We start from the raw sequence: 19,754 nt of genomic DNA on the forward strand, positions 1-19,754 counted from the left end.
ACGACGGTACACCTCAATCCCGAAAAAAGTGTCACGGAAGCCGTCACCAAAAAGGAGAAAAATCAAGCACTCAAAAAAGCAGCGTAAAAATCGTATTTAGGCGACAACTAGCTTGCAAATTTCCGTGCTCAGGGCATCTCTCCACGCATGACGATATCCTGCTCGTTGCCGGCAATGGCGGCGCGGCCTGTCAGCAAGGCGGTAAATGGGGCAAGTTTTTCTGACAGCTCGAGCGCAAAGGTAGCACCGCATCCGCGACATCATCCCGCGCGGCAGTCGATAGCAAAAATGCGTATGCTCGGCTGTACTTTACCCCGCCACACACAACCATGCGCAAACTGCTGCTCCCCTACCTTATCCTGATCGCCGGCATGGTCCTGCTCGACGTGCTCTGGCTCGGTTTCATCGCCAAGGACATCTACGCCGACGGCATCGGCCACCTCATGGCCGCCGAGCCGCGCTTCGGCCCGGCAATCGCCTTTTACCTGCTCTACGCGGTCGGCCTGATGGCGTTCGCCCTGGCCCCGCACGGCCCGCGCCGCACCTTGCGCACCACCCTGACTGCGGCAGCCCTGTTCGGCACCGTTGCCTACGCCACCTACGACCTGTCCAACCTCGCCACCCTGCGCGACTGGCCGCTCAGCGTGGCCCTGATCGACATCGCCTGGGGCTGCGTCGCCAGCACCCTGTCGGTCCTGGCCGCCAAGCTATGCATGGACCGGCTCGACCCCGGCCCTGCCGGCGCTTAACAATCCTTGTCGCCGAAGCACGGACCGTCCGATTTTTCATGCTCCGTTTCAACGAGCACTTCCTTGGCCGACTCCAGCGCGAACCTCAAGTGGCCAAGCGAAAAGTACCAGGTGCGGACCTTGGGCGACGACACCGTCCCGCCGACCACCACATGGCGCTCGCCTTCCCGGCCGTCTCCCCCGTCGTCGTAGGCGCTGCCCAGCAAGGACTTGCGGGCCACCAGATTGCCCTTGACGTAAAACGGCACGATACTCAGATCCACCGTCTCGCAATGGACGTTGCCCAGCACAAAAACGGCGTCCATCGAGTAGGTGCTCAAGCCGCGGCAATGCAAATCGCCATGAATGACAAGCAGGCGCTCCCGATGAATCAAGGCTTGCTCGAACGGCGTGAGTGCCGTCTTTTTCGAGGCAATCGCGCCGATGTCGATCGGTTCGTCAAGCGTCACATTCCCCTCGAAGACAATAGCGCGCTCGATGCCGGTCAAATCGCGCACGTGGCGTTTATTCTGTCGCGACAGAGGACTCAGCAAGGACAATAATTGATAACGCTGGATGACCGCTTTCGCCGGCTGCACCGAAAACGGCGCGTTCGGCAAGGCCACTTGCTGCTTGGCGGATGGCTTTTGCGCCAACGCCTGCATGGGCGAAGAGATCAGCACAGCGCCAGCCAGGACGGATGCAATAATACGGGCATGAGAAAACACAGAATGGACTCCATGGATGGCGCGAGCGCAATGGCAAGTCTGGTATTTTACCCCGGCCGGTCATGAAGCCAGACGCATGGACCGCCACCACGGTGTGCAATCCACCGCTATGCACCAGCATGCGGCGTTCATGCAGCGATCGTTGGGTTTTTCTCGACAGCGTTGACTTCCGCATCCACGGCATCGCCTTTTCGCATCCGGACAGCGCGTGCGTGGCCGGCGCGTATGCCTGCGCAATCGAAGACGATCTGCGTTCCCTGGATAAGCAGGATCCATCGCACAACGCGGCGCTGGTGCAGCGGATCTTTCCAACGGCCCGCTACGACAACGACCATCCCGCCCTCGGCACGCACGCCGCCCGCCAGCTCGACCTCGGCACATCCGCCTTTGCGCACTGCGCCGTGTCGTGGGGACCGGAACCGTTCGACGGATTCCTGGCGCTGCTGATCCGCCTGCCCGGCCACGACCTCTTCATCGGTCCTGCGAAAGACCAGGAACATGGCCCTGGTCCTCACGTTTTCATTCTTCCTTCAGGCGCCTATCGCTACCACCTTAAGCAGGTCCAGTTCCGCCTCAACACGCCCGAACATGAGCAAGCAAGGGGCGCCGCGCCAGTACGCAGGCGATCAGCGGCCCCGCTCACCACTGCGAAAACGGCAGCCGGATCAGGCTCGAATTGAAATAGCGCCGGTCGTGCGTGACCTCCTCGCCAATCCAGTCCGGCTTGTCGAACGCCTGGTCTTCCGACCCCAGTTCGATTTCGGCAAACATCAAGCCCGCATTCGCGCCCAGGAATTCATCGACTTCCCACACATTGCCCGCGAACGCGATCCGGCGCCGGTATTTTTCGATGATCGGTTGCTGGCACAAGCGATCGAGCAGTTCGCCCGCGTCCGACAGCGGAACCGGATACTCCCACTCGCCCCGCGTGGCACCCTCGCTGCGCCCCTTGATGGTCAGGGTCGCGCCCTCGCCCTCGATCCGCACCCGCACCGTGCGGTCAGGATCGGTCGACAAATACCCCTGGCGCAGCAGCACCGGCTCGCCCAGCGAACGCCAGGCGTCGCCGACGAGCAAGAACTTGCGTTCGATCTCGACGCCCACGATCAGCCCAGCGCTTTCAGGATCGGCTGCAGGATCGCCGCGCCCAGCTCGCTGCTGCGCGCACCGTTCCAGCCGGTGTACGAATCAGGCAAGTCGGCATTGTCCTTGAACGGCATTTCCAGGGTCAGCGACAGGCACTTGAAGGTATGCCCGATATACTTGGACGCCAACGTCAGCATGTCTTCCTTGTACTTGCTGGCCGCGTAGCCATGCACGTTCTGGAAGTCGGGGCTGGCCGCCATGTAGTTCTCGATGAAGGACTTTTGCAGCGCGGCACGTTCGGGCGTGAAATCGTTCAGCATTTCATTGCCGGCCACAAAGTTATACGGCAGCGCTTCGTCGCCGTGGATGTCGAAGAACATATCGCAGCCGATTTCGTGAATCTTTTGCTTTACGCACAGCACTTCCGGGCTGCGTTCCAGCGACGGCGTCATCCACTCGCGGTTCAGGTTGGCGCCGGCGGCGTTGGTGCGCAGGTTGCCGCGCACCGAACCGTCCGGGTTCATGTTCGGAATGATGTAGAACACGGCACTTTGCAACAGCTTGCGGGCAATCGGATTGGCATTGTCCAGCAACGCGTCCATCATGCCCTCGACAAACCATTCAGCCATGGTTTCGCCCGGATGCTGGCGCGCGATAACCCAGATTTTCTTCGCGGCGGCAGGGTTGCCGATGACCACCATGTTCATGTCGCGGCCATCGACCGTGCTGCCGATGTCAATCACGCGCGCAAGCGGGTTCTCGGCCACTTCGCCCAGCAGGCGCAGGTGGCGTTCCCACGAGTACGGTTCAAAATAGGCGTAATACACACTGTCGAGCTCGGGCGTGTGGCTCACGGTCATGACCTGGCCGTCGAAGCTGGTCGGCACCCGGAACCAGTTTTCGGTATCGTAGCTGGCGGCCACCTGGTAGCCCTGATAGCCGGCGGCGTAGGTCGCCTGGCCGGCGTTCAGGAAGCGGATCGTGCAGGCCTGCCCGCGCGCGCCCTGCAGGCGGAAGTGGAACCACTGGTGGATCTCGGCGTGCGAGTCGGAACGCAGGTTCAGGTCGATCTGGCCGGCTTGGTCGGCTTGCACGACGTCGATGGCGCCGGAATCGAAATGCTGGCTGATTTTGATGGGCATGGCAGATCCTTGTCTTTGGTTCTCAAAGAAGAGCATCATACCCAAATGCCGCCCGCTTGTGGGCGGGCAACACCTTAGAAACCGAGGTCCATCAGGTCGCCGCGGTAGCCTTCCATCATCTGGCGCATCAATTCCACGTTGGCGCGGTTCAGGATCACCGTCAGATTGGACGCGCGGTCGAGCTCCATCGTCATGCGGATGGCATCGTCGAACTGCTTGCACTGTACGCTGAGCACGCGCGGATTGACTACGTCGTCCCAATCTTCCTGGTAGATGCGCGGCAGGTTCGGCGGCGGCAGCAATTCCGGGTCCTGGTTCACCGGCAGGTGGGCCAGCAGCCAGAACACGACCGAGGCGGGAATGAAGACGCAGGCATCCTTGCCGCCTTCGAAGGAAAATTTTGCCAATAAAAGATTACCGATAGGATCGCATGACAGATACATGCTCTTGACTTGGCGGATGACTGCTTGTTTCACGACACTCCCTCGGGGTTGTTAAATTGGCGCAACAATTCTACCCCATCCCACAGGCTGCTTGCTTGAATCGTGTTACCAACGGGGAGCCGCCGCTCCCCCGTGCTCCGGCCGGCTCAGCGCGACTTGTCCGTGCCCGCCTTGTTGCCGCCGCCCGCGCTCTGCTTGTTGCCGCCTTCATCCTTGTCGGCCGCGCCCGCGCCGCTGCGCGCGCCGCCCTGCGCCGCCTGGCGGTTGCCGTGACTCATGCTGCCCGCGCGGCGCGCTTCTTCCGACGTGAACTCGTGCGCCGTGCCTTTCTGATGAGCCGCCTTGCCGCCTTCGCTGGCAATTTCGCGCTGGCGCTCGGGATCCATGGAGGCGAATCCGCGGTTGCTGGTTCCCTTGCCCGGACTACCACTTTGCTTGTTGCCCTGGTTATTTGTAGCCATGGTCATCTCCTTTAGCTGGTGCCTCTGTCTGACCCCACCGGCTGCGCGCCGATGAGCGATCAAGCCAATCCATCTTAGCAGCGCCGAACGCTGCGACTATAGGACAGGATGCAGGGACTTTGTAGGACAACAGGCTAGTTCCTCTCAGTACTCCGCCCCATCACCACTGTTGGTAGGCTTTACAGGGGACTTGTCCTACACAGACTCGGACGGTGTTCCGATACAGCGCTTCGGAATCAGCGCGCATGATTCCACTCCTGGCAACGCCGCTTGCGGACTGGACGCTAACCTTGTCCCTCCGCAAGTGACGGGTGCCACCCTATGTTTGTCTCTACTCGGAAAGGAATCAAGAATGAACTCGAACCAACGTAGCGAGGGGAACAATCAATCCAGCAACGGCGCCAACGAGAAATCGGAATCGTCGTCGCGTGGCGGCACCGTTGAGAAAGACAAGCTCAATCAAGCGCAGCAATCGGGCACCCTGGGCGGCTCGCAGCAGTCGGACCGCCTGCCGGGCTCGCCGCAACCGGGCGGACTGGGCGGCGCCCAGCAGTCGGGCAGCCTGAGCGATTCGCAACAATCGGGCGGCCTGGGCGGCTCGAAACAGCAGCAAGGCGGCTCGCAGCAAGGCGCACAGATCGGCCAGCAAAGCACGGAACGCAGCGGCTCGCAAACCGGCAGCCAGCAGCAAGGCGTGCCAGGTCAGCAGCAGTCCAATGATGGCGCTGGCGGCATGCCAAAAAGCCCGGGCGGCAAACGCCTGGCGGCCGACCAGGACATGGATGACGACACCGGCCTGTCGAACCGCCAGAACCGCCAGTCGGCCGACCTGGATGAAGGCAGCCGCCAGTCGGAGCAAAGCAATGTGGGACGCCGCAGCGACGGCACGCCGGACTAACTAGTTTGCTGTTGCGGTAATTCGGGGTGGACACGCGCAAGCGTGTCCACCCTTTGCGTTTGCGCTTGCGTTCCCGCTTGCGTCCCCGCTTGCGTCCCCGCTTGCGGCAGCGCCAGTGCGGCGGCGCTGGCCGGGAACACTGGCTGGCGCAAGCCGGGCGCCTCCCAGCCATACAAGAAAGCGCAGGCCGACCCGCACACCCGGCCCTGGCACGGCCCCATGCCGGCGCGTGTTTGCAGCTTGGCGCTGCGCCAGCCGGCGTGCGGCGCCAGGTCGGCCGCCACCACGTCTTCGCAGCGGCACACGATCGTCGCGCCGGTACACATCGCGCGCAGCGATGGCAGCGGCGCAAAGGACTGCGCCAGCAGGTCGGCGAATGCCTGCGCCTTGCCGCGCACGCGCAGGTCCGCCGTTTGCGGCGCCACGCCCACCGCGCCAAGCCCCGCGATGCGCCCTTCCGCCAGCGCCTTGTCCACGCCGCCGATGCCGGTCGACTCGCCGGCGGCCCACACACCCTGCACGCTGGTGCGCTGCGCGCAATCGACCAGCACCCGCCCCTGCTCCACCGCGCAGCCGAACAGCGCAGCCAGTTCCAGCGACGGCGTCAGGCCGAATCCGCACGCCAGAAAATCGCAGTCGAGCGCTTGTTCGCGTCCACGGTGGCGCACCAGCACGCGCTCCAGGCGCCCGCTTCCTTCGGCGGCCAGCACGCCCGCGCCACGCAGGTACGGCACAGCGCGCAGGCGCGCCGCCAGTTGCAGCGATTGCAGCAGCTTGCCCCGGTGCGACAGCGCCAGCCGCGCGCCGAAGCGCGCCAGATCGCCACTACCGCGATGCTCGGCCAAGGCCACCAGCACGCCGCCATGCTCGCGGACCGTGGCCGCCACCGCCAGCAGCAGCGGCCCGGTTCCGGCCACCACCACGCGCTTGCCGGCGACCGGCATGCCACCCTTGATCAGTGCCTGCAGGCCGCCCGCGCCAGTCACGCCGGGCAGGGTCCAGCCGGGGAACGGCAACAGCAACTCACGCGCGCCGCTGCACACGATCACCTTGTCCCAGGGCTGGATCAGGGCGCCGTCCGCCGTTTCCAGCAGCAGCGCCCGGGCGCCGGCCGGCGCCACCACGCGCGCCCCGGCCATCCACGTGACGTGCGGGCGCGCACGCAGCGCCGCCCACAAGGCGCTAGCGCGAGCGTCGCGCCAGCGCTGCGGGCCACCGCGCCAGATTTGCCCGCCGGGCGCACTGTTTTCATCGACCAGCAGCACCGCCTGGCCGGACGCGGACGCCGCCTCCGCCGCGGCCAGCCCCGCCGGGCCGGCGCCGAGCACGATCACCGGCGCGCTCATGCCGCTTCCCCCGCGCCGGTGGCGATCACCATGCCGGCGCGGCACGCCGTCTGGCAGGCCAGCCGGTGTGCCCGCCCGTCGATCGTGACCCGGCATTCCTGGCAGTAGCCCATGCCGCACAAGGCAAAGCGCGCCTCGCCGCTCACCGAGCGCCGTGTACACAGCGCATCGGCCAGCACCAGCGCCGCCACCACGCTCACGCCGGCCGCCACCGCAACCGGCCGGCCGTCCACATGCACCACCATGTCGTCACTGCTCATCGCACACCTCCGCCAGGGCCGCAAAACGCGCCGGCGCATACGGCGCGGCGTCGATCTCGCTGGCGCGCCCGATGATCTGGTCGGCCAGCAGGCGCGCGCTGGCGAACGCCGTGGTCACGCCCAGTCCTTCATGGCCGCAGGCCAGCCATGTTCCCGCGCGCCCGGGGTGGGCGCCGATCAGGGGCCGCCCGTCGGGCGACGCCGGCCGCATGCCGGTCCAGGCGCGCACGATATGCATGTCGGCCAGGCAGGGCAGCAATGCGATCGCACAGCGCAGCACCGCCCCCAGCACCGCCGGTTCGATGGCGCGGTCGGTGCGCCCGTCCTGGCGGCACGAGCCCACCAGCCACTGGCCCGTAGCGCGCGGCTGCACATTGGCCGCCACCGCCAGCGCATCCTCGCCGGCGGCGCTCTGGCCATAATTCATGCTCACGACCTGGTGCGACAAGCGGCCCGGATAGCGGTCGGTGATCGCCAGATGTCCCTTGCGCGCAAAGATCGGCAGTTCCGGCATCAGGCGCGCGCACTGCACCCCGGCCGCCACCACCAGCGCCGGCGCGCTCAGGCGCTCGCCATCGTCCAGCAGCACGGCGCCCTGCCCCGTCTTGAGCACACGCCGGCCCAGGTGCAGGCTGCCGCCGGCGCGCGTGAACTGCTCGCTCAAGAACTGCGCCACCGCCGGCGGATACACCACGCTGTCGCCGCGCACGCGCACGCCGCCGCACAAGCCGCGCCGCAATGCCGGCTCCAGCCGCGCCACCTGGTCGCCAGTGAGCGCCTGCGCCTGCCACCGCTGCGCGCACAGGCGCGCCGCGCGCTGCTGCGCTTCGGCCAGTTGATGCTCGTCCTCGGCCACCCACAAGGTGCCGCAGCGCGACGGCTCGCCCACGCCGGGATGCGCAAGCATGAACGCATCCCACAGCCGCAGCGACATCAGGCACAGCGCCAGTTCGTCGGCGCTCTCGTCGAGCGCCACCAGGTGACCCATGCCGGCCGCCGTGACGCCCGTTCCCGGCGTGGCGGCATCGACCAGCGCCACCGCCATACCCTCTTCGCGCAGCGCCAGCGCGCAGGCCGCGCCGACGATGCCGGCGCCGACTACGATCGCATCGTATGCGCGCACCACGCTCAGCCGAAGCTTGGCAGTTGCGGACGGGTTTCCATGGCCGCGCGGATGATGCGCTCGGCCCGCGTGCGCTGCTCGCCCGCCAAGGGCAGGCGCGGTGCGCGTACCCGCTCGGTCGAGCCGATCGCCAGCGCCTCGGCCAGTTTGATGTTCTGCACCAGGTAGGTCGACACATCCAGGTCGAGCAAAGGCCGGAACCAGCGATAGATCGACAAGGCTTCGGCCTGGCGACCCTCCTTCATCAGGCGGTAGATCGCCACGGTCTCCTTGGGGAAGGCCAGCACCAGGCCGGCCACCCAGCCCACCGCGCCCACGGCCAGCGCTTCGAACGCCAGGTTGTCGACGCCGGTGAACAGGTCGTAGCGCTGGCCGAGGCGGTTGATGATCTCGGTGCTGCGGCGGATATCGTCGGACGACTCCTTGACCGCCACGAAGCGCGCGTCGTCGGCCAGTTCTTCCAGCATGTCGGTGGTCACATCGACCCGGTACGCCAGCCGGTTCGAATACAGCATAACCGGCAGGTCGCCGGCTGCTGCGATGGCGCGCAGGGTGGCGATGGTCTCAACGTGGTTGCTGTGATAGATCGTGCTGGGCACGACCATCAGGCCATCGGCGCCGGCTTTGGCGGCCTTTTCGGCCAGCGCGCAGGCTTCGCGGGTGCCGGCTTCGGCCACCGTCAGCAGGGCCGGCCTGGCGCCGGTGACCTGCTTGGCCAGGCGCAGCACGGCGATCCGTTCATCGTGCGTGAGCATCGGGCCTTCGCCCAGCGAGCCGCAGGCGATCAGGCCATCGCAACCGGCCTCCATCTGCAAGCCGAAACAGCGCTCCATTTCGCCCATGTCGAGCGAACCGTCTTCATTGAATTTGGTCGATACAGCGGGAATCACACCTTGCCACATGAGGGTACCTTGCTTTCTCCGGCGCGCCGGTCGGTTACGGGAAGCAGTCAGGTTAGCCCTGTCGGGGGCCCCGGTCTTGATCGATGGACGAGCGTGCAAAGGCTCAAATCGGCACAATGTTTTGCGGCCTGCCGATTTATACTAACGCATTGTGACCGAACCGGAGACACCCCAATGGACATGAGTGCGCTGTTTTGCGCGGCCCCGCCAATCCGCGCGGTGCAACTGGCCTCGCTCGAGGCATTGTTCGACGCCCTCACCGACCTGGTCTTCTTTGTCAAAGACCGCGAGGGGCGCTACCTCACCGTGAACAACGCGCTGGTGCGGCGCTGCGGCCTGCGCAGCAAGGACCAGCTGATCGGGCGCACCGCGCTCGAAGTCTATCCGCCGCTGCTGGCGCAGACCTACCTGGCGCAGGACCGGCAGGTGATCGACAGCGGCACGGCGCTGAAAAAACACCTCGAACTGCACCTGTACCCGAGCCGCGCGCGCGGCTGGTGCCTGACCCACAAGACGCCCCTGCGCGACGAGCACGGCGCCATCGTCGGCCTGGCCGGCACCTCGCAAGACCTGGGACTGGCCGACGAACTGCATCCGGTGTACCGCAAGATCGCCGACATCGCCGCCCACATCCGCGCCAATTACCACGCCAACGTCAGCATGGAAGAGCTGGCCAGCAATGCCGGCCTGTCGCTCTCGCGCGTGGAACGCCTGTTCCAGCGCGTGTTCCACTACTCGCCGCGCCAGTTGCTGCTGCAGTCGCGCCTGGGCGCGGCCATGTCGCTGATCGAGTCCGGCAGCAAGAACAGCATCGCCCAGATCGCGTATGCCTGCGGCTACACCGACCACAGCGCATTTAGCCGCCAGTTCAAGGCGCACACTGGCATGAGTCCGGTCCAATACCGCGCGCATTGCCGGGGGGAATAAGCGAGCTCAAGCGTACACGGCGGTTTTTACCCCCTCGATATAATGGCTTGACACTGACCCATTCGAGAAACCCATGAAGAAACTGTACGCGGCCCTGTTCGGCGCGATCTTGCTGGGCGGCCTGGCCGCCTGCTCGCCATTACCCACCCTCAACGCGCTCTCCCCCGGCAGCGGCCTGCGCAGCGGCAGCGGGCTGGCGTATGGCGAGAACGTCCGCCACAAGCTCGACGTGTACTCGCCGGACGACGCCAGTGCGTCGGCGCCGGTGGTGGTGTTTTTCTTGGGCGGCAACTGGAGTAAGGGCGAGCGCGAGGATTACGCCTTCGTCGGGCGGGCCCTGGCGTCGCGCGGCATGGTGGCGGTGATTCCCGATTTCCGCTTGCATCCGGAAGTGAGCTATCCCGATTTCCTGGACGATTCGGCGCGCGCGCTGGCCTGGACCGTGCGCGAGATTGCGCGCTACGGCGGCGACCCGACACGCCTGTTCGTGATGGGCCACAGCTCGGGCGCCTACAACGCCGCGATGATGGCGCTCGATCCGCAATGGCTGGCGAAACAGGGCATGCAGCCGGGCGCGCTGCGCGGCTGGATCGGGCTGGCCGGGCCGTATGATTTTTTGCCGATTGAAAATCCGGTGACCAAGCCGGTGTTTCATTTTCCAGGCACCCCGCCGGAATCGCAGCCGATCAACCACGCCAGGGCCGGCACCCCGCCGGCGTTGCTGATCGCAGCCAACAGCGACAAATTGGTCGATCCTGTGCGCAACACGCGCGCCATGGCGGCCAGGCTGCGCACCAAGGAGGTGGCGGTGCAGGAACTGTATTTTGACAAGGTGAGCCATACCACGCTGGTGGCCTCGCTCGCCGCGCCGCTGCGCTTCCTGGCGCCGACCTTGGACAGCGTGGAGCGCTTCGTCCACAGCGATGGCGGGCGCACTGCCGCTGCTGGCAAGACCAACTAGTTTCTTTAACACACGCTTTCCCGCTCCGGCCCGCCGGTCCCCGCCCTGCCCTTCCCGCTCTCCTGCATCGCGTTCATCAAGCTGGCACTTGATCTGGATTGAACCGACGCGATACGGCAGGAACTCGGCCGCCCCTCTGCGAATCGAACCATCTCATCGCTCACCGTTCGCAGGGAGGCAACATGATATCGACCACACCCGATCCGCACCCGCACGCGAGGCCGCCATGCGCCGCCTGAAAGTGCTGACCTGGCATACCCACGGCAGCTATCTGTACTACCTCAGCCAGGCGCCGCACGATTTCTACGTACTGTCCAGGCCGGGCCGCCCGCCCGGCTACGGCGGGCGCACCTGCAACATGCCCCGGTGCGACAAGGTGCATGACATGCCCGTGCCCGAAGCACGCCACCACCAGTTCGATTGCATCGTCTTCCAGGACCATGCCCAGGACGAGAAAGACCAGTACGAATTCCTCAGCGCCAGCCAGCGCGCGCTGGCTGGCGAGTCCGGCTTCATCGATACCAATCTGGGCACCCTGGTCGGGCACATGCACGAGCTCGGCCGCAAACCGGCGCTGGCGCGCGCACTCGGCGCCCAGGGGCGCAAGCGTATGGGCAGCCGTACTGACGTTTTCCCTTGACACGATCAATGCAAAAACAACACAAAGAGCAACGCTAAAAACAAGAAGGAGCTGGCATGTTACTTGGTCAATTACACCCGGACCCGGACCCGCGCCCCGCAAGCGGTGGCGGCGCGGTCAGGCGCATCGCCATCGTCAGCGAGCACGCCTCGCCGCTGGCCGCGCCCGGCAGCGTCGACAGCGGCGGCCAGAACGTCTACGTGGCCCACCTCGCGCGCGAGCTGGCGCTGGACGGCTACCTGGTCGACATCTTCACGCGGCGCGACGCCATCGGCCAGAAGCAAACGGTGCATTGGCGCCGCAACATCCGGGTGATCCACGTGCCGGCCGGGCCGGCCCACTACATTCCGAAAGAAAAGATGCTGCCCTACATAGACACCTTTTCCCGCTTCGTGGCCCGCTTCGCGCGGCGCCAGGAGGCGCTGTACGACATCACGCACGCCAATTTCTTCATGTCGGGCATGGTGGCGCGGCACCTCAAGCAAGTGCTCGGCATTCCCTTTGTCATCACCTTCCATGCGCTCGGGCAGGTGCGGCTGCGCGCCCAGGGATCGGCCGACGCCTTTCCGCCGTCGCGCCTGCAAATCGAAAACAGCCTGATGCGCCAGGCCGACCGCATCATCGCCGAATGCCCGCAAGACCGGCTGGACATCGAGCAACTCTACGACGCGCCCGGCAAGCGCATCGACATCGCCCCGTGCGGCTTCGATCCGCAGGAACTCTGGCCGCTGCCGATGCGCCTGGCGCGCCACAAGCTGGGGCTTACGCAAGGCAAGTTCCTCATCCTGCAACTCGGGCGCATCGTGCCGCGCAAGGGCATCGACACGGTCATCCACAGCCTGGCGCTGCTGCGCCGCCAGCATGGGGTCGATGCCGAACTGCTGGTGGTCGGTGGCGACGACGCCGCCGGTACCTGGCGCGACACGCCGGAACTGGCGCGCCTGCGCGCGCTGGCGGCCCACCTCGGCATCGCCGCGCAGGTCCACTTTACCGGCCGCAAACAACGCGCCGAACTGCGCTACTGGTACAGCGCCGCCAATGTGTTCGTCACCACGCCCTGGTACGAACCGTTCGGTCTCACCCCGGTCGAGGCGATGGCGTGCGCCCGGCCCGTGATCGGCGCGGCCGTGGGCGGCATCCAGCACACCGTGCGGGACGCGCTCACCGGCTTCCTGGTGCCGCCGCGCGATCCGCAAGCGGTGGCCGACAGGCTCGCCCAACTGCAACGCGACCCGCAACTGGCCGCCGCCATGGGCGACGAAGGCATGCGGCGCGCCTTCCGCCACTACACCTGGTGCCACGTGGCGCGCAAGGCCGCCGCCATCTACGCCGACGTGGTCGGCCAGCAGGCCGGCGCCCCGCGTGCGGCCTGCAGCGTTTCCCGTCTACCCCCCCCTTAGGAGGATTGCTCCATGTCCGATCGACTTGCTCAAGAACAGCCCAGCCTGCGCGGCAAGGCCGTGTTCGTTACCGGCGGCGCCAGCGGACTCGGCGCGGCGCTGTGCCAGCTGCTGGCACGCTCCGGCGCCGACCTCATCGTCGCCGACATCAACCACGACATGGCCACCGTCAGCGCCAACATCCTGCGCGAGCATGGCGTGCGAGTGCATGCGCTCGGCTTCGACGTGGGCGACCCGGCCAGCGCCGAGCACGCCATCGGCGCCGCGCTCGACCGCTTCGGCCGCCTCGACGTACTGATCAACAACGCCGGCACCGACCTTACCCTGCCGATGGCCGAGCTGACGCCCCAGCAATGGAGTCGCGTCATCAACACCAACCTGAACGGGCCGTTCCTGCTGGCCAAATATGCGTCGCAGCACATGCGCAAGGCCGGCGGCGGCCACATCGTCAACGTCGCTTCCACCGCCGCCAAGCGCGCCTGGCCCGACGCCAGCGCCTACCACGCCAGCAAGTGGGGGCTGCTGGGCCTGTCGCATGCGATGCACGCCGAACTGCGGCCGCACAACATCAAGGTGACGGCCGTGATTGCGGGCGGCATGCGCACGCCCTTCCTGCTTGAGCGCTTTCCCGAGCTCGACCCGGCCACCCTGCAAGACCCGATGAACGTGGCCCAGGCGATCCGCGCGGTGTTGCTGCTGCCGCCAGAGAGCGTGGTGGCCGAAATCACCGTGCTGCCAATGCAAGAATCTTCATGGCCATAGACAATGAGAGCGACCTGAATCATGCGAGCGATCTTTCTGGACAAGGACGGCACCCTGGTGGACGACCTGCCCTACAACGCCGAGCCGCGCCGCATCACCCTGTGCAGCGGCGCCGGCGCCGCCCTGCGCCTGCTGGCCCGCCTCGACTACCGCTTCTTCATCATCAGCAACCAGGATGGCATTGCGCATGGTTACTTTGGCGAAGACGCCATGGACTGCATCGAACGGCGCCTGGCCGACCTGCTGTTTCGCGAGCAACTGATGCTCGATGGCTTTTACTACTGCCCGCACCATCCGGCCGGCAAGGTGGCGCCGTACGCGGTGGCGTGTACTTGCCGCAAGCCCATGCCGGGCTTGCTGCAACGCGCCGCACGCGAGCACGACATCGACCTGCGCGCTTCGTGGATGGTGGGCGACATCCTGCACGATGTGGAAGCCGGCAACCGCGCCGGCTGCCGCACCCTGCTGATCGACAAGGGCAAGGAAACCGAGTGGCAACTGGGGCCGTACCGCATTCCGACCCGCATCGCCGCCGACCTGTACGCGGCGGCCGTGATGATCGTCAGGCACGACGAGGAGCGGCAATGAGCGCGCCGCAGTGGATGGATGCGCGCAACATCCTGTGCGTGCGCCGCGATTCGATGGGCGACGTGCTGATGTGTACCCCGACGATGCGCGCCCTCAAGCAGGCGCGGCCGGGCCGTATGCTCACCTTGCCCAGTTCGGCGAGCGGCACGGCGCTGGCGCCCTATCCCGACGATGTGGACGCCGCCATCACCTATGCGGCGCCGTGGATGAAGGCAGGCGCGTCGCCTAGTGTAGCGCCTCGACCGGCTGCCTGATCGTGCTGACGGGGATGCGCACGAGGCGGCGCTGATCGATGGCATCCGCGCCGCGCCGGCCACGGTGGTGGACACAGTGTGCAGCCTGATGGGCCCAACGAAGCATGATCGCGCCTCATCGACCGACCCGTGAGGCGCCCAGCCCACAACGGGCTCAGGCAGGCTGCCTCACTGGGTCGACAAGGCGAAGCCGGGATTGGCGACGATGCCTGCGGTCAGCCTTGCCGCGACCAGGCTCACTTCCCCATCGGGAATAATGCCGCGCAATCCCTCGCACAGCTGCATGTATTGCGCGATGGTCACGGCGGCCCGGTGCGCATTCAAGACGTTCGCGCCGGCGCCGCTGTTAATTTCGCTCAGCATGACTTTTACCTCGGAATCGCTCATGGTGTTCTCTCTGTCAGGGGGAAATGGCGAGTATAGGCCCGCGCGCCCGATTGCCCGCGTACGCGAGGCGCGTTGTTGCTGTGCAATCGAAGCGGACGCGGCGCGCATGGCGGGAGTGTTAGGATAATTCCTGGCAACCAGGAACCCATTTCATGACTCTTCGCACCGCCAGTGTGGCAGCCCTGTTCACCATCGGCGCCTTGTCCGGCGCCACCGCCTGCTCGCCCAGCGTACCCCTTGCGCCCCAGGCGTCGCTGTTCGCGCGACTTGGCGGCATGGAGAACCTGAGCGCCGTGGCCGACGAGGTGGTATCGAAGGTCTCCAGCGACCCACGCTCCAGGCGCACCTTCGAGGGCGTACACCTGGCGCGGCTCAAGGCCAGCGTGGCCTTGCACCTGTGTTCGGTCAGCGGCGGGCCTTGCAAGTACGAGGGCGATTCGATGGCGCTGGCGCATCGCGGCATGGCGATCACCAGGGAAGAATTGCAGGTCATGGGGGAGTATGTCGACCGGGCCTTGAGCGGCCGTGGGGTGGCGCGGAAAGAGCGTGAAGAGCTCGAAGCGATACTCGACCAGCTCGCTGGCGAGGTGTTGAACAAATAGGGAAAAGCAGGGCGCCGGGCGCCCCCCAGCCTGCGGCATGGTGTCGCTGTCAGTCGCAGGTTTCGACCACGACATTACGGACCAGGTTTTGCTGATTGAGGTAAATCGTCACCCGCCCGCCGATGAACTCCTGGGTGATCAGCGCGCCGAACGGCACCACGCGGACGCGGCGGCCGGTCAGTTCGCGCAGGGTCAGCGGAACCGACCTGGGGATCTCCCTGGTCACATCCAATTGACGGCAATTATTGTTTTGCATCATAAGCTCCTTGAAGAGAGAAGGACAAGCCGCCGTGGCAGCTTGTCCGCATGCCACGGCCGATCAACCCTCGACAATCTTGGTGCGTGTGGTGACCGACTTGATCAGCTCGATCGCCGCCAGCACTTTCGCGCGCGAGGTGTAGCTCTCGCCGCTGGCAATGATTTCGTGATTCTTGGCCTTGAGGCGCCAGCGCCACTCTTTGCGGCTTTTTTCCGAGGCTTGAGTTTGGTAGATTTCGAAATACATGATGAACCTCCCATGACGTGAGATTCCAGTGTTACAGAGCGGTATACCCGGCATTCTGATTGGTTCAATAAAGGACTAGCGCTATATCAAACGCACGCTCAATTTCTTGACGTTAATTTTGCGCTTCGGCATTGCAATTGGCGGGAAACCGGTGGGCGGCAAGCGCAGGCCGTAGAATGGCGCCTCTCCCTTTTTAAGAAGTACCGTATGACGACTCCCTCTCTCGACCAGGCTTGCGCAGACGCGGCCGCCCTCATCGACCAGTGCGAGGGCATGGTGATCACGGCCGGCGCCGGCATGGGCATCGATTCCGGCCTGCCTGATTTTCGCGGCGACAAAGGTTTCTGGAACGCTTACCCGGCCCTGGGCAACCACGGCCTGCGCTTTACCGAGATCGCCAACCCGCGCGCCTTTCGCGAACGCCCCGAGTTGGCCTGGGGCTTTTACGGGCACCGGCTGCAACTGTACCGGCGCACGGTGCCGCACGCGGGATTCGGCCTGCTCAAGGATATCGCGGCGCGCCTGCCGAACGGCGCTTTCGTCTTCACCAGCAATGTCGATGGTCAATTCCAGCGCAGCGGCATGCTCGACGAACGCGTCGTGGAGTGTCATGGCAGCATCGAAAAACTGCAATGCCTGGGCGACTGCGGCCATCCGACCTGGTCCGCGCAAGCGTTCGTGCCGCTGATCGACGAACAACAGTGCCTGTTGACCTGCGCCCTGCCGCGCTGCCCCAACTGCGGCGACATCGCGCGGCCCAACATTCTGATGTTCGGAGACCGGCTGTGGGATTCAAGCCATGCCGACAAGCAGGAGCACCGCCTCGACACCTGGCTGGCGCGCCAGCAGCGCGCCGTCATCATCGAACTGGGCGCCGGCACCTGGATACCGTCGGTGCGGGTATTCGGCGAAACCCAGGACCGCCCGCTGATCCGCGTCAATCCGAGCGAGTCAACGGTTGGCTTGCCGCGCGACATAGGGATTGCGCTCGGTGCGCTGGAAGGCATGTCGCGTATTGCCGCGGCGATGGACGCGCTGTAACGGCGATGCCAATCCGATGCGGCCGGCGCGGCGCGCGTCCAGAACCACCCCCGTGCCGGCCGCTATCGGCGACTTGCTCAAAGTTCAATGAAATGAAGCCCTTGTCAAGCGTTTGTGCGAAGACATAGTTGCATTTAAGTCACGTTTTCGACATGTAAGGCGAGCTGATCAGTCAATTGTGTCAGACTTGCAATCAGCCACAGCGCGCACCGCGCTGACCCGGGGCTGCCGCTCCTCACCTCACATGAAAGCCCTATGAAGCGTCGATCTATTGCATCTCATTTACCCAAGCTTCGCGCCGCCGCGCTCGCTCCTCTGACTGTCTTTCTCGGTATGCCGCTCGGGTACGCTGCCGACAATCCCAAATTGGCCAACAGCACTTTCGATGCCGGCATCGCCCCCTGGATAACAAGCAAAAACGTGAAGTCGGCGCCAGTCGACACCAGCACCTGTGCCGCAAGCAAGTGCATGCAACTGACCGTCAAGAGCGCGACGGAAACAGCTACCAGCGAGGCAATCACAGTCTCACCAAGCGATTTCATTGCCGTGTCGGCGAAGATGAAGCGCACCTTGGTGTCCGGGCAGAACGAGATGTCGCTGGAGATCGTGTTTTACGATGCCAGCAACGCGCCCATCACGACGGCGACGAGGCGCTCCTACTTGACGGGGCCCGACGACACATGGGGGGAGGTGAAGGTATCGGCGATCGCGCCGGTGGGCACCAGGACCGCCAACGTTGTGGTCCGCAGTAATTCGGCCGGAACGCTGACTGCATACGTCGATGACGTGGTCATGAGCAAAATCGTTATCGAAAACAAAGGTCAGCAGGTGTACTCCGCCCGTGTCTCCGCAGCGGCGGTTGATGCCAATACACTCTACGTCGCCGCCAATGGCAATCCCGCAAGATTCGCCTACTACATCGTTTCGAATGGCGAGAAACAAAAAGAATTTACGTTGGGTAATGAGGACATCTGGAGCGTGGTCGTCGGCGGCGATAGCATCGCCTACTTTGGGACGGCATCCGGGAAGCTCTACAAATATGCCTACAACACCGATGCGCCAGTCTTACTGCATGAGTTCAAAAAGGCAAAGACTGGAACGCGGACAATCTGGTCCCTCAAAGCCGGGCCCGGCAATTGCATCTATGGAGGTCTTGCTCCGGATGAGGCCAACACCAGCGGATTCAAATATTGCTCGGGTACAGAAGAAACGACCATGCTGCCCATTCCAACCCAGAACGGCGTTACCCCAAGCGGCTATCATATACGCTCGCTGGCGGTCGACCTTGGCGAGTCCAACATCCCTCGTTCCATGTATTGGGGCATGGGCAACCCTGCCAGATTGTACAAAAGTGCGATGGATGGGAACAAGCTGACTGGCCCCCTGGACATCGATGCGACCAAGGAATATGCCTACTATACGGACTTCGTGAAGGATCGCTTGTTCGTTCGCCTGACCGGCAAGGACCCCAGCCAGACAGTGGTCCTGAAACGTTCCGACACCAGCGCCAGCGATACGTTAAGCAATATCAACTCAATCGGCATGAGCCCCCTTTCCCCGCGGTGTACAACGACTGTGTCATCTCCCGCGTGCGGAAATACCGTGTTTTACACGAAGGATCTCGGCCCCGAAAAAGGAAGCCACCTTTCCTCTTACCGCCTCGACCTCGGCAAGGAAACCGCTCTGGACATTGCGATGAGCGCACCCGCCGCCTTCGCGTTTGGGCCGTATAAAGAGCCCACCCAGCTTGTCTCGGTGCTGCGCGATCCCGTGGAAGGCTACGGCAAGATCGTTCGGTACAATCTGTCCGATCTGTACACCCCCAACAATAATGCAACGCCCACAACGACTGATTTCCGTGCACCGGTAACGGCATCGGTCATTCGCACACTGGCAGTGCATAATGGCAAGACATATTCGTCGGGCTATGTCAATGGCGGCATTGGCATCGGTGACGCGACATCGAAGCCGTCAGTGGTGGTACGCGAACCCCTTCAGGCCGAAGGAATGGCGGTACTAGGCGAGCGGCTGTATATCGGCGGGTATCCCGGAGCGGTCCTCAAGTCCTTTGAACTGGCGAAAGACGGCGCTTTGGGGAAGGCCGACGAGCCGAACAAGGATCTTGGCGACATCTACGGCCAAAACCGTCCGTTTGCCATGCTTGCCCTGCCCCACAGCGAGACGAGCAAAGTGGACCGGCTGGTGATGGCAACCGTCCCGAAGGTAAACGAGCAAGGTGCCCTCGCGGTGTACTCGGTTGGCGAGCGCGCCCCCTGGAATGTCATGAGGGCGCCGTTTAAGGACCAATCGATTCTGGCGCTCACCAAAATCGACAATGTCGTGTACGGCGGAACGTCCGTCTGGCGCGATATCGACAACAAGAAAAGCGAGGGCTTTGCCAAGCTGTTCACGTTTAATCCAGATGATCTCACTGTAAAGAAAATGGTGATTAGCGCTGATCTTCAGCATAACTGAACTTTGGTCGCCGTTACGTGTCCAACCTTGCATATGCGTGCGCGGTGGCGCAGGCGGGAGAAGATTATGGCGACGATGAATCGGGTTCAGTTTCA

26 protein-coding genes are annotated in these 19,754 nt (G+C 64.4%); 14 read left to right on the forward strand and 12 right to left on the reverse strand.

Annotated features, from left to right (window positions below; all coding sequences use genetic code 11):
• Both F1735_RS35845 and F1735_RS28510 read left to right on the forward strand, forming a co-directional pair.
• Positions 1-224, forward strand: a 224-nt coding sequence (locus F1735_RS35845) for a hypothetical protein (protein ID WP_222853103.1), incomplete at its 5' end; no start/stop codon positions are given.
• A gap of 105 nt (positions 225-329) precedes the next feature.
• Complete coding sequence (locus tag F1735_RS28510) at positions 330-749, forward strand: DUF2177 family protein (RefSeq protein ID WP_167240073.1); 420 nt, start codon at positions 330-332, stop codon at positions 747-749.
• On the opposite strand, the gene F1735_RS28515 is transcribed toward F1735_RS28510, so the two are convergent.
• Positions 746-1,411: a hypothetical protein gene (locus tag F1735_RS28515; protein ID WP_167240074.1), complete on the reverse strand. Its 666-nt coding sequence runs from the start codon at positions 1,409-1,411 to the stop codon at positions 746-748. The two genes, F1735_RS28510 and F1735_RS28515, sit on opposite strands and share 4 nt — an antisense overlap.
• Positions 1,412-1,518: 107 nt before the next feature.
• On the opposite strand from F1735_RS28515, the gene F1735_RS28520 reads away from it, so the two are divergent.
• Positions 1,519-2,136 carry a hypothetical protein gene (locus F1735_RS28520; RefSeq protein ID WP_167240075.1) on the forward strand — a complete coding sequence of 206 codons (618 nt, stop codon included), beginning with the start codon at positions 1,519-1,521 and terminating at the stop codon, positions 2,134-2,136.
• Here the strand turns inward: F1735_RS28520 and F1735_RS28525 are convergent.
• From F1735_RS28525 to F1735_RS28540, 4 genes are all read right to left on the reverse strand, one after another.
• Positions 2,096-2,560, reverse strand: a complete 465-nt coding sequence (locus F1735_RS28525) for a CYTH domain-containing protein (RefSeq protein ID WP_167240076.1) — start codon at positions 2,558-2,560, stop codon at positions 2,096-2,098. The genes F1735_RS28520 and F1735_RS28525 overlap by 41 nt on opposite strands.
• Before the next feature lie 2 nt (positions 2,561-2,562).
• Complete coding sequence (locus F1735_RS28530) at positions 2,563-3,684, reverse strand: M14 family metallopeptidase (RefSeq protein ID WP_167240077.1); 1,122 nt, start codon at positions 3,682-3,684, stop codon at positions 2,563-2,565.
• Positions 3,685-3,758: 74 nt separating this feature from the next.
• Positions 3,759-4,091 carry a hypothetical protein gene (locus F1735_RS28535; protein WP_229506015.1) on the reverse strand — a complete coding sequence of 111 codons (333 nt, stop codon included), beginning with the start codon at positions 4,089-4,091 and terminating at the stop codon, positions 3,759-3,761.
• A 182-nt stretch (positions 4,092-4,273) separates the two neighbouring features.
• A complete protein-coding gene (locus tag F1735_RS28540) occupies positions 4,274-4,588 on the reverse strand; it encodes a KGG domain-containing protein (RefSeq protein ID WP_167240078.1) in 315 nt (104 codons plus the stop codon).
• A 352-nt stretch (positions 4,589-4,940) separates the two neighbouring features.
• Here F1735_RS28540 and F1735_RS28545 point away from each other — a divergent pair, with 352 nt between their 5' ends.
• A complete protein-coding gene (locus F1735_RS28545; protein WP_167240079.1) occupies positions 4,941-5,486 on the forward strand; it encodes a hypothetical protein in 546 nt (181 codons plus the stop codon).
• On the opposite strand, the gene F1735_RS28550 is transcribed toward F1735_RS28545, so the two are convergent.
• The 4 genes from F1735_RS28550 to F1735_RS28565 are packed head-to-tail and all read right to left on the reverse strand — an operon-like array spanning position 5,483 to position 9,117.
• The gene (locus F1735_RS28550; protein ID WP_167240080.1) at positions 5,483-6,832 is read right to left on the reverse strand and encodes an NAD(P)/FAD-dependent oxidoreductase; all 1,350 of its coding nucleotides are present in this window, start codon (positions 6,830-6,832) and stop codon (positions 5,483-5,485) included. The genes F1735_RS28545 and F1735_RS28550 overlap by 4 nt on opposite strands.
• Complete coding sequence (locus F1735_RS28555) at positions 6,829-7,092, reverse strand: 2Fe-2S iron-sulfur cluster-binding protein (RefSeq protein WP_167232618.1); 264 nt, start codon at positions 7,090-7,092, stop codon at positions 6,829-6,831. Before F1735_RS28555 ends, F1735_RS28550 begins: the two co-directional genes overlap by 4 nt.
• Entirely contained in the window at positions 7,082-8,215 is a 1,134-nt protein-coding gene (locus F1735_RS28560) for an NAD(P)/FAD-dependent oxidoreductase (protein WP_167240093.1), read from the reverse strand. Before F1735_RS28560 ends, F1735_RS28555 begins: the two co-directional genes overlap by 11 nt.
• Positions 8,216-8,220: 5 nt before the next feature.
• Positions 8,221-9,117 (reverse strand): dihydrodipicolinate synthase family protein, encoded by an 897-nt coding sequence (locus F1735_RS28565; RefSeq protein WP_167240081.1) that lies wholly within the window; start codon positions 9,115-9,117, stop codon positions 8,221-8,223.
• Positions 9,118-9,291: 174 nt separating this feature from the next.
• Between F1735_RS28565 and F1735_RS28570 the strand changes: the two genes are divergently transcribed.
• From F1735_RS28570 to F1735_RS28600, 7 genes are all read left to right on the forward strand, one after another.
• Positions 9,292-10,044 carry an AraC family transcriptional regulator gene (locus F1735_RS28570; protein ID WP_166898233.1) on the forward strand — a complete coding sequence of 251 codons (753 nt, stop codon included), beginning with the start codon at positions 9,292-9,294 and terminating at the stop codon, positions 10,042-10,044.
• A gap of 73 nt (positions 10,045-10,117) precedes the next feature.
• Entirely contained in the window at positions 10,118-11,005 is an 888-nt protein-coding gene (locus F1735_RS28575; protein ID WP_167240082.1) for an alpha/beta hydrolase, read from the forward strand.
• A 226-nt stretch (positions 11,006-11,231) separates the two neighbouring features.
• The gene (locus F1735_RS28580) at positions 11,232-11,645 is read left to right on the forward strand and encodes a hypothetical protein (RefSeq protein WP_187364385.1); all 414 of its coding nucleotides are present in this window, start codon (positions 11,232-11,234) and stop codon (positions 11,643-11,645) included.
• Between the two features lie 56 nt (positions 11,646-11,701).
• Positions 11,702-13,045, forward strand: a complete 1,344-nt coding sequence (locus F1735_RS28585; RefSeq protein ID WP_167240083.1) for a glycosyltransferase — start codon at positions 11,702-11,704, stop codon at positions 13,043-13,045.
• Between the two features lie 12 nt (positions 13,046-13,057).
• Positions 13,058-13,807, forward strand: coding sequence for an SDR family oxidoreductase (locus F1735_RS28590; protein WP_167240084.1), 750 nt, complete (start codon positions 13,058-13,060; stop codon positions 13,805-13,807).
• A 21-nt stretch (positions 13,808-13,828) separates the two neighbouring features.
• On the forward strand, positions 13,829-14,395 hold the full coding sequence (locus F1735_RS28595) for a D-glycero-alpha-D-manno-heptose-1,7-bisphosphate 7-phosphatase (RefSeq protein ID WP_167240085.1): 567 nt from the start codon (positions 13,829-13,831) through the stop codon (positions 14,393-14,395).
• Complete coding sequence (locus tag F1735_RS28600) at positions 14,392-14,649, forward strand: glycosyltransferase family 9 protein (protein ID WP_167240086.1); 258 nt, start codon at positions 14,392-14,394, stop codon at positions 14,647-14,649. The genes F1735_RS28595 and F1735_RS28600 overlap by 4 nt, the downstream gene beginning before the upstream one ends.
• 168 nt (positions 14,650-14,817) lie before the next feature.
• On the opposite strand, the gene F1735_RS28605 is transcribed toward F1735_RS28600, so the two are convergent.
• The gene (locus F1735_RS28605; RefSeq protein ID WP_166898246.1) at positions 14,818-15,036 is read right to left on the reverse strand and encodes a hypothetical protein; all 219 of its coding nucleotides are present in this window, start codon (positions 15,034-15,036) and stop codon (positions 14,818-14,820) included.
• 152 nt (positions 15,037-15,188) lie between these two features.
• Between F1735_RS28605 and F1735_RS28610 the strand changes: the two genes are divergently transcribed.
• Positions 15,189-15,638: a group I truncated hemoglobin gene (locus F1735_RS28610; RefSeq protein ID WP_167240087.1), complete on the forward strand. Its 450-nt coding sequence runs from the start codon at positions 15,189-15,191 to the stop codon at positions 15,636-15,638.
• A gap of 49 nt (positions 15,639-15,687) precedes the next feature.
• On the opposite strand, the gene F1735_RS28615 is transcribed toward F1735_RS28610, so the two are convergent.
• Both F1735_RS28615 and F1735_RS28620 read right to left on the reverse strand, forming a co-directional pair.
• Positions 15,688-15,894 (reverse strand): hypothetical protein, encoded by a 207-nt coding sequence (locus F1735_RS28615; protein WP_167240088.1) that lies wholly within the window; start codon positions 15,892-15,894, stop codon positions 15,688-15,690.
• Positions 15,895-15,957: 63 nt separating this feature from the next.
• Positions 15,958-16,143: a YegP family protein gene (locus F1735_RS28620; protein ID WP_167240089.1), complete on the reverse strand. Its 186-nt coding sequence runs from the start codon at positions 16,141-16,143 to the stop codon at positions 15,958-15,960.
• A gap of 207 nt (positions 16,144-16,350) precedes the next feature.
• Here F1735_RS28620 and F1735_RS28625 point away from each other — a divergent pair, with 207 nt between their 5' ends.
• Together F1735_RS28625 and F1735_RS28630 are read left to right on the forward strand one after the other, a co-directional pair.
• Positions 16,351-17,184 carry an SIR2 family NAD-dependent protein deacylase gene (locus tag F1735_RS28625; protein ID WP_167240090.1) on the forward strand — a complete coding sequence of 278 codons (834 nt, stop codon included), beginning with the start codon at positions 16,351-16,353 and terminating at the stop codon, positions 17,182-17,184.
• Positions 17,185-17,439: 255 nt separating this feature from the next.
• Positions 17,440-19,659, forward strand: a complete 2,220-nt coding sequence (locus F1735_RS28630) for a hypothetical protein (protein ID WP_167240091.1) — start codon at positions 17,440-17,442, stop codon at positions 19,657-19,659.
• The last annotated feature ends 95 nt before the right edge of the window (positions 19,660-19,754 follow it).

The organism is Massilia genomosp. 1, assembly GCF_011682185.1.
Classification (GTDB): domain Bacteria; phylum Pseudomonadota; class Gammaproteobacteria; order Burkholderiales; family Burkholderiaceae_D; genus Telluria_A; species Telluria_A rubra.

Excerpts from the sequence above, each read along its gene's own strand:
- F1735_RS28625 (WP_167240090.1), top strand. The coding sequence starts at position 16,351 with ATGACGACTCCCTCTCTCGACCAGGCTTGCGCAGACGCGGCCGCCCTC.
- F1735_RS28620 (WP_167240089.1), bottom strand. The coding sequence starts at position 16,143 with ATGTATTTCGAAATCTACCAAACTCAAGCCTCGGAAAAAAGCCGCAAA.
- F1735_RS28600 (WP_167240086.1), top strand. The coding sequence starts at position 14,392 with ATGAGCGCGCCGCAGTGGATGGATGCGCGCAACATCCTGTGCGTGCGC.
- F1735_RS28550 (WP_167240080.1), bottom strand. The coding sequence starts at position 6,832 with ATGAGCGCGCCGGTGATCGTGCTCGGCGCCGGCCCGGCGGGGCTGGCC.
- F1735_RS28610 (WP_167240087.1), top strand. The coding sequence starts at position 15,189 with ATGACTCTTCGCACCGCCAGTGTGGCAGCCCTGTTCACCATCGGCGCC.
- F1735_RS28595 (WP_167240085.1), top strand. The coding sequence starts at position 13,829 with ATGCGAGCGATCTTTCTGGACAAGGACGGCACCCTGGTGGACGACCTG.
- F1735_RS28545 (WP_167240079.1), top strand. The coding sequence starts at position 4,941 with ATGAACTCGAACCAACGTAGCGAGGGGAACAATCAATCCAGCAACGGC.
- F1735_RS28570 (WP_166898233.1), top strand. The coding sequence starts at position 9,292 with ATGGACATGAGTGCGCTGTTTTGCGCGGCCCCGCCAATCCGCGCGGTG.
- F1735_RS28585 (WP_167240083.1), top strand. The coding sequence starts at position 11,702 with ATGTTACTTGGTCAATTACACCCGGACCCGGACCCGCGCCCCGCAAGC.
- F1735_RS28565 (WP_167240081.1), bottom strand. The coding sequence starts at position 9,117 with ATGTGGCAAGGTGTGATTCCCGCTGTATCGACCAAATTCAATGAAGAC.
- F1735_RS28590 (WP_167240084.1), top strand. The coding sequence starts at position 13,058 with ATGTCCGATCGACTTGCTCAAGAACAGCCCAGCCTGCGCGGCAAGGCC.
- F1735_RS28540 (WP_167240078.1), bottom strand. The coding sequence starts at position 4,588 with ATGGCTACAAATAACCAGGGCAACAAGCAAAGTGGTAGTCCGGGCAAG.
- F1735_RS28530 (WP_167240077.1), bottom strand. The coding sequence starts at position 3,684 with ATGCCCATCAAAATCAGCCAGCATTTCGATTCCGGCGCCATCGACGTC.
- F1735_RS28510 (WP_167240073.1), top strand. The coding sequence starts at position 330 with ATGCGCAAACTGCTGCTCCCCTACCTTATCCTGATCGCCGGCATGGTC.
- F1735_RS28605 (WP_166898246.1), bottom strand. The coding sequence starts at position 15,036 with ATGAGCGATTCCGAGGTAAAAGTCATGCTGAGCGAAATTAACAGCGGC.
- F1735_RS28630 (WP_167240091.1), top strand. The coding sequence starts at position 17,440 with ATGAAGCGTCGATCTATTGCATCTCATTTACCCAAGCTTCGCGCCGCC.
- F1735_RS28575 (WP_167240082.1), top strand. The coding sequence starts at position 10,118 with ATGAAGAAACTGTACGCGGCCCTGTTCGGCGCGATCTTGCTGGGCGGC.
- F1735_RS28615 (WP_167240088.1), bottom strand. The coding sequence starts at position 15,894 with ATGCAAAACAATAATTGCCGTCAATTGGATGTGACCAGGGAGATCCCC.
- F1735_RS28520 (WP_167240075.1), top strand. The coding sequence starts at position 1,519 with ATGAAGCCAGACGCATGGACCGCCACCACGGTGTGCAATCCACCGCTA.
- F1735_RS28580 (WP_187364385.1), top strand. The coding sequence starts at position 11,232 with ATGCGCCGCCTGAAAGTGCTGACCTGGCATACCCACGGCAGCTATCTG.
- F1735_RS28555 (WP_167232618.1), bottom strand. The coding sequence starts at position 7,092 with ATGAGCAGTGACGACATGGTGGTGCATGTGGACGGCCGGCCGGTTGCG.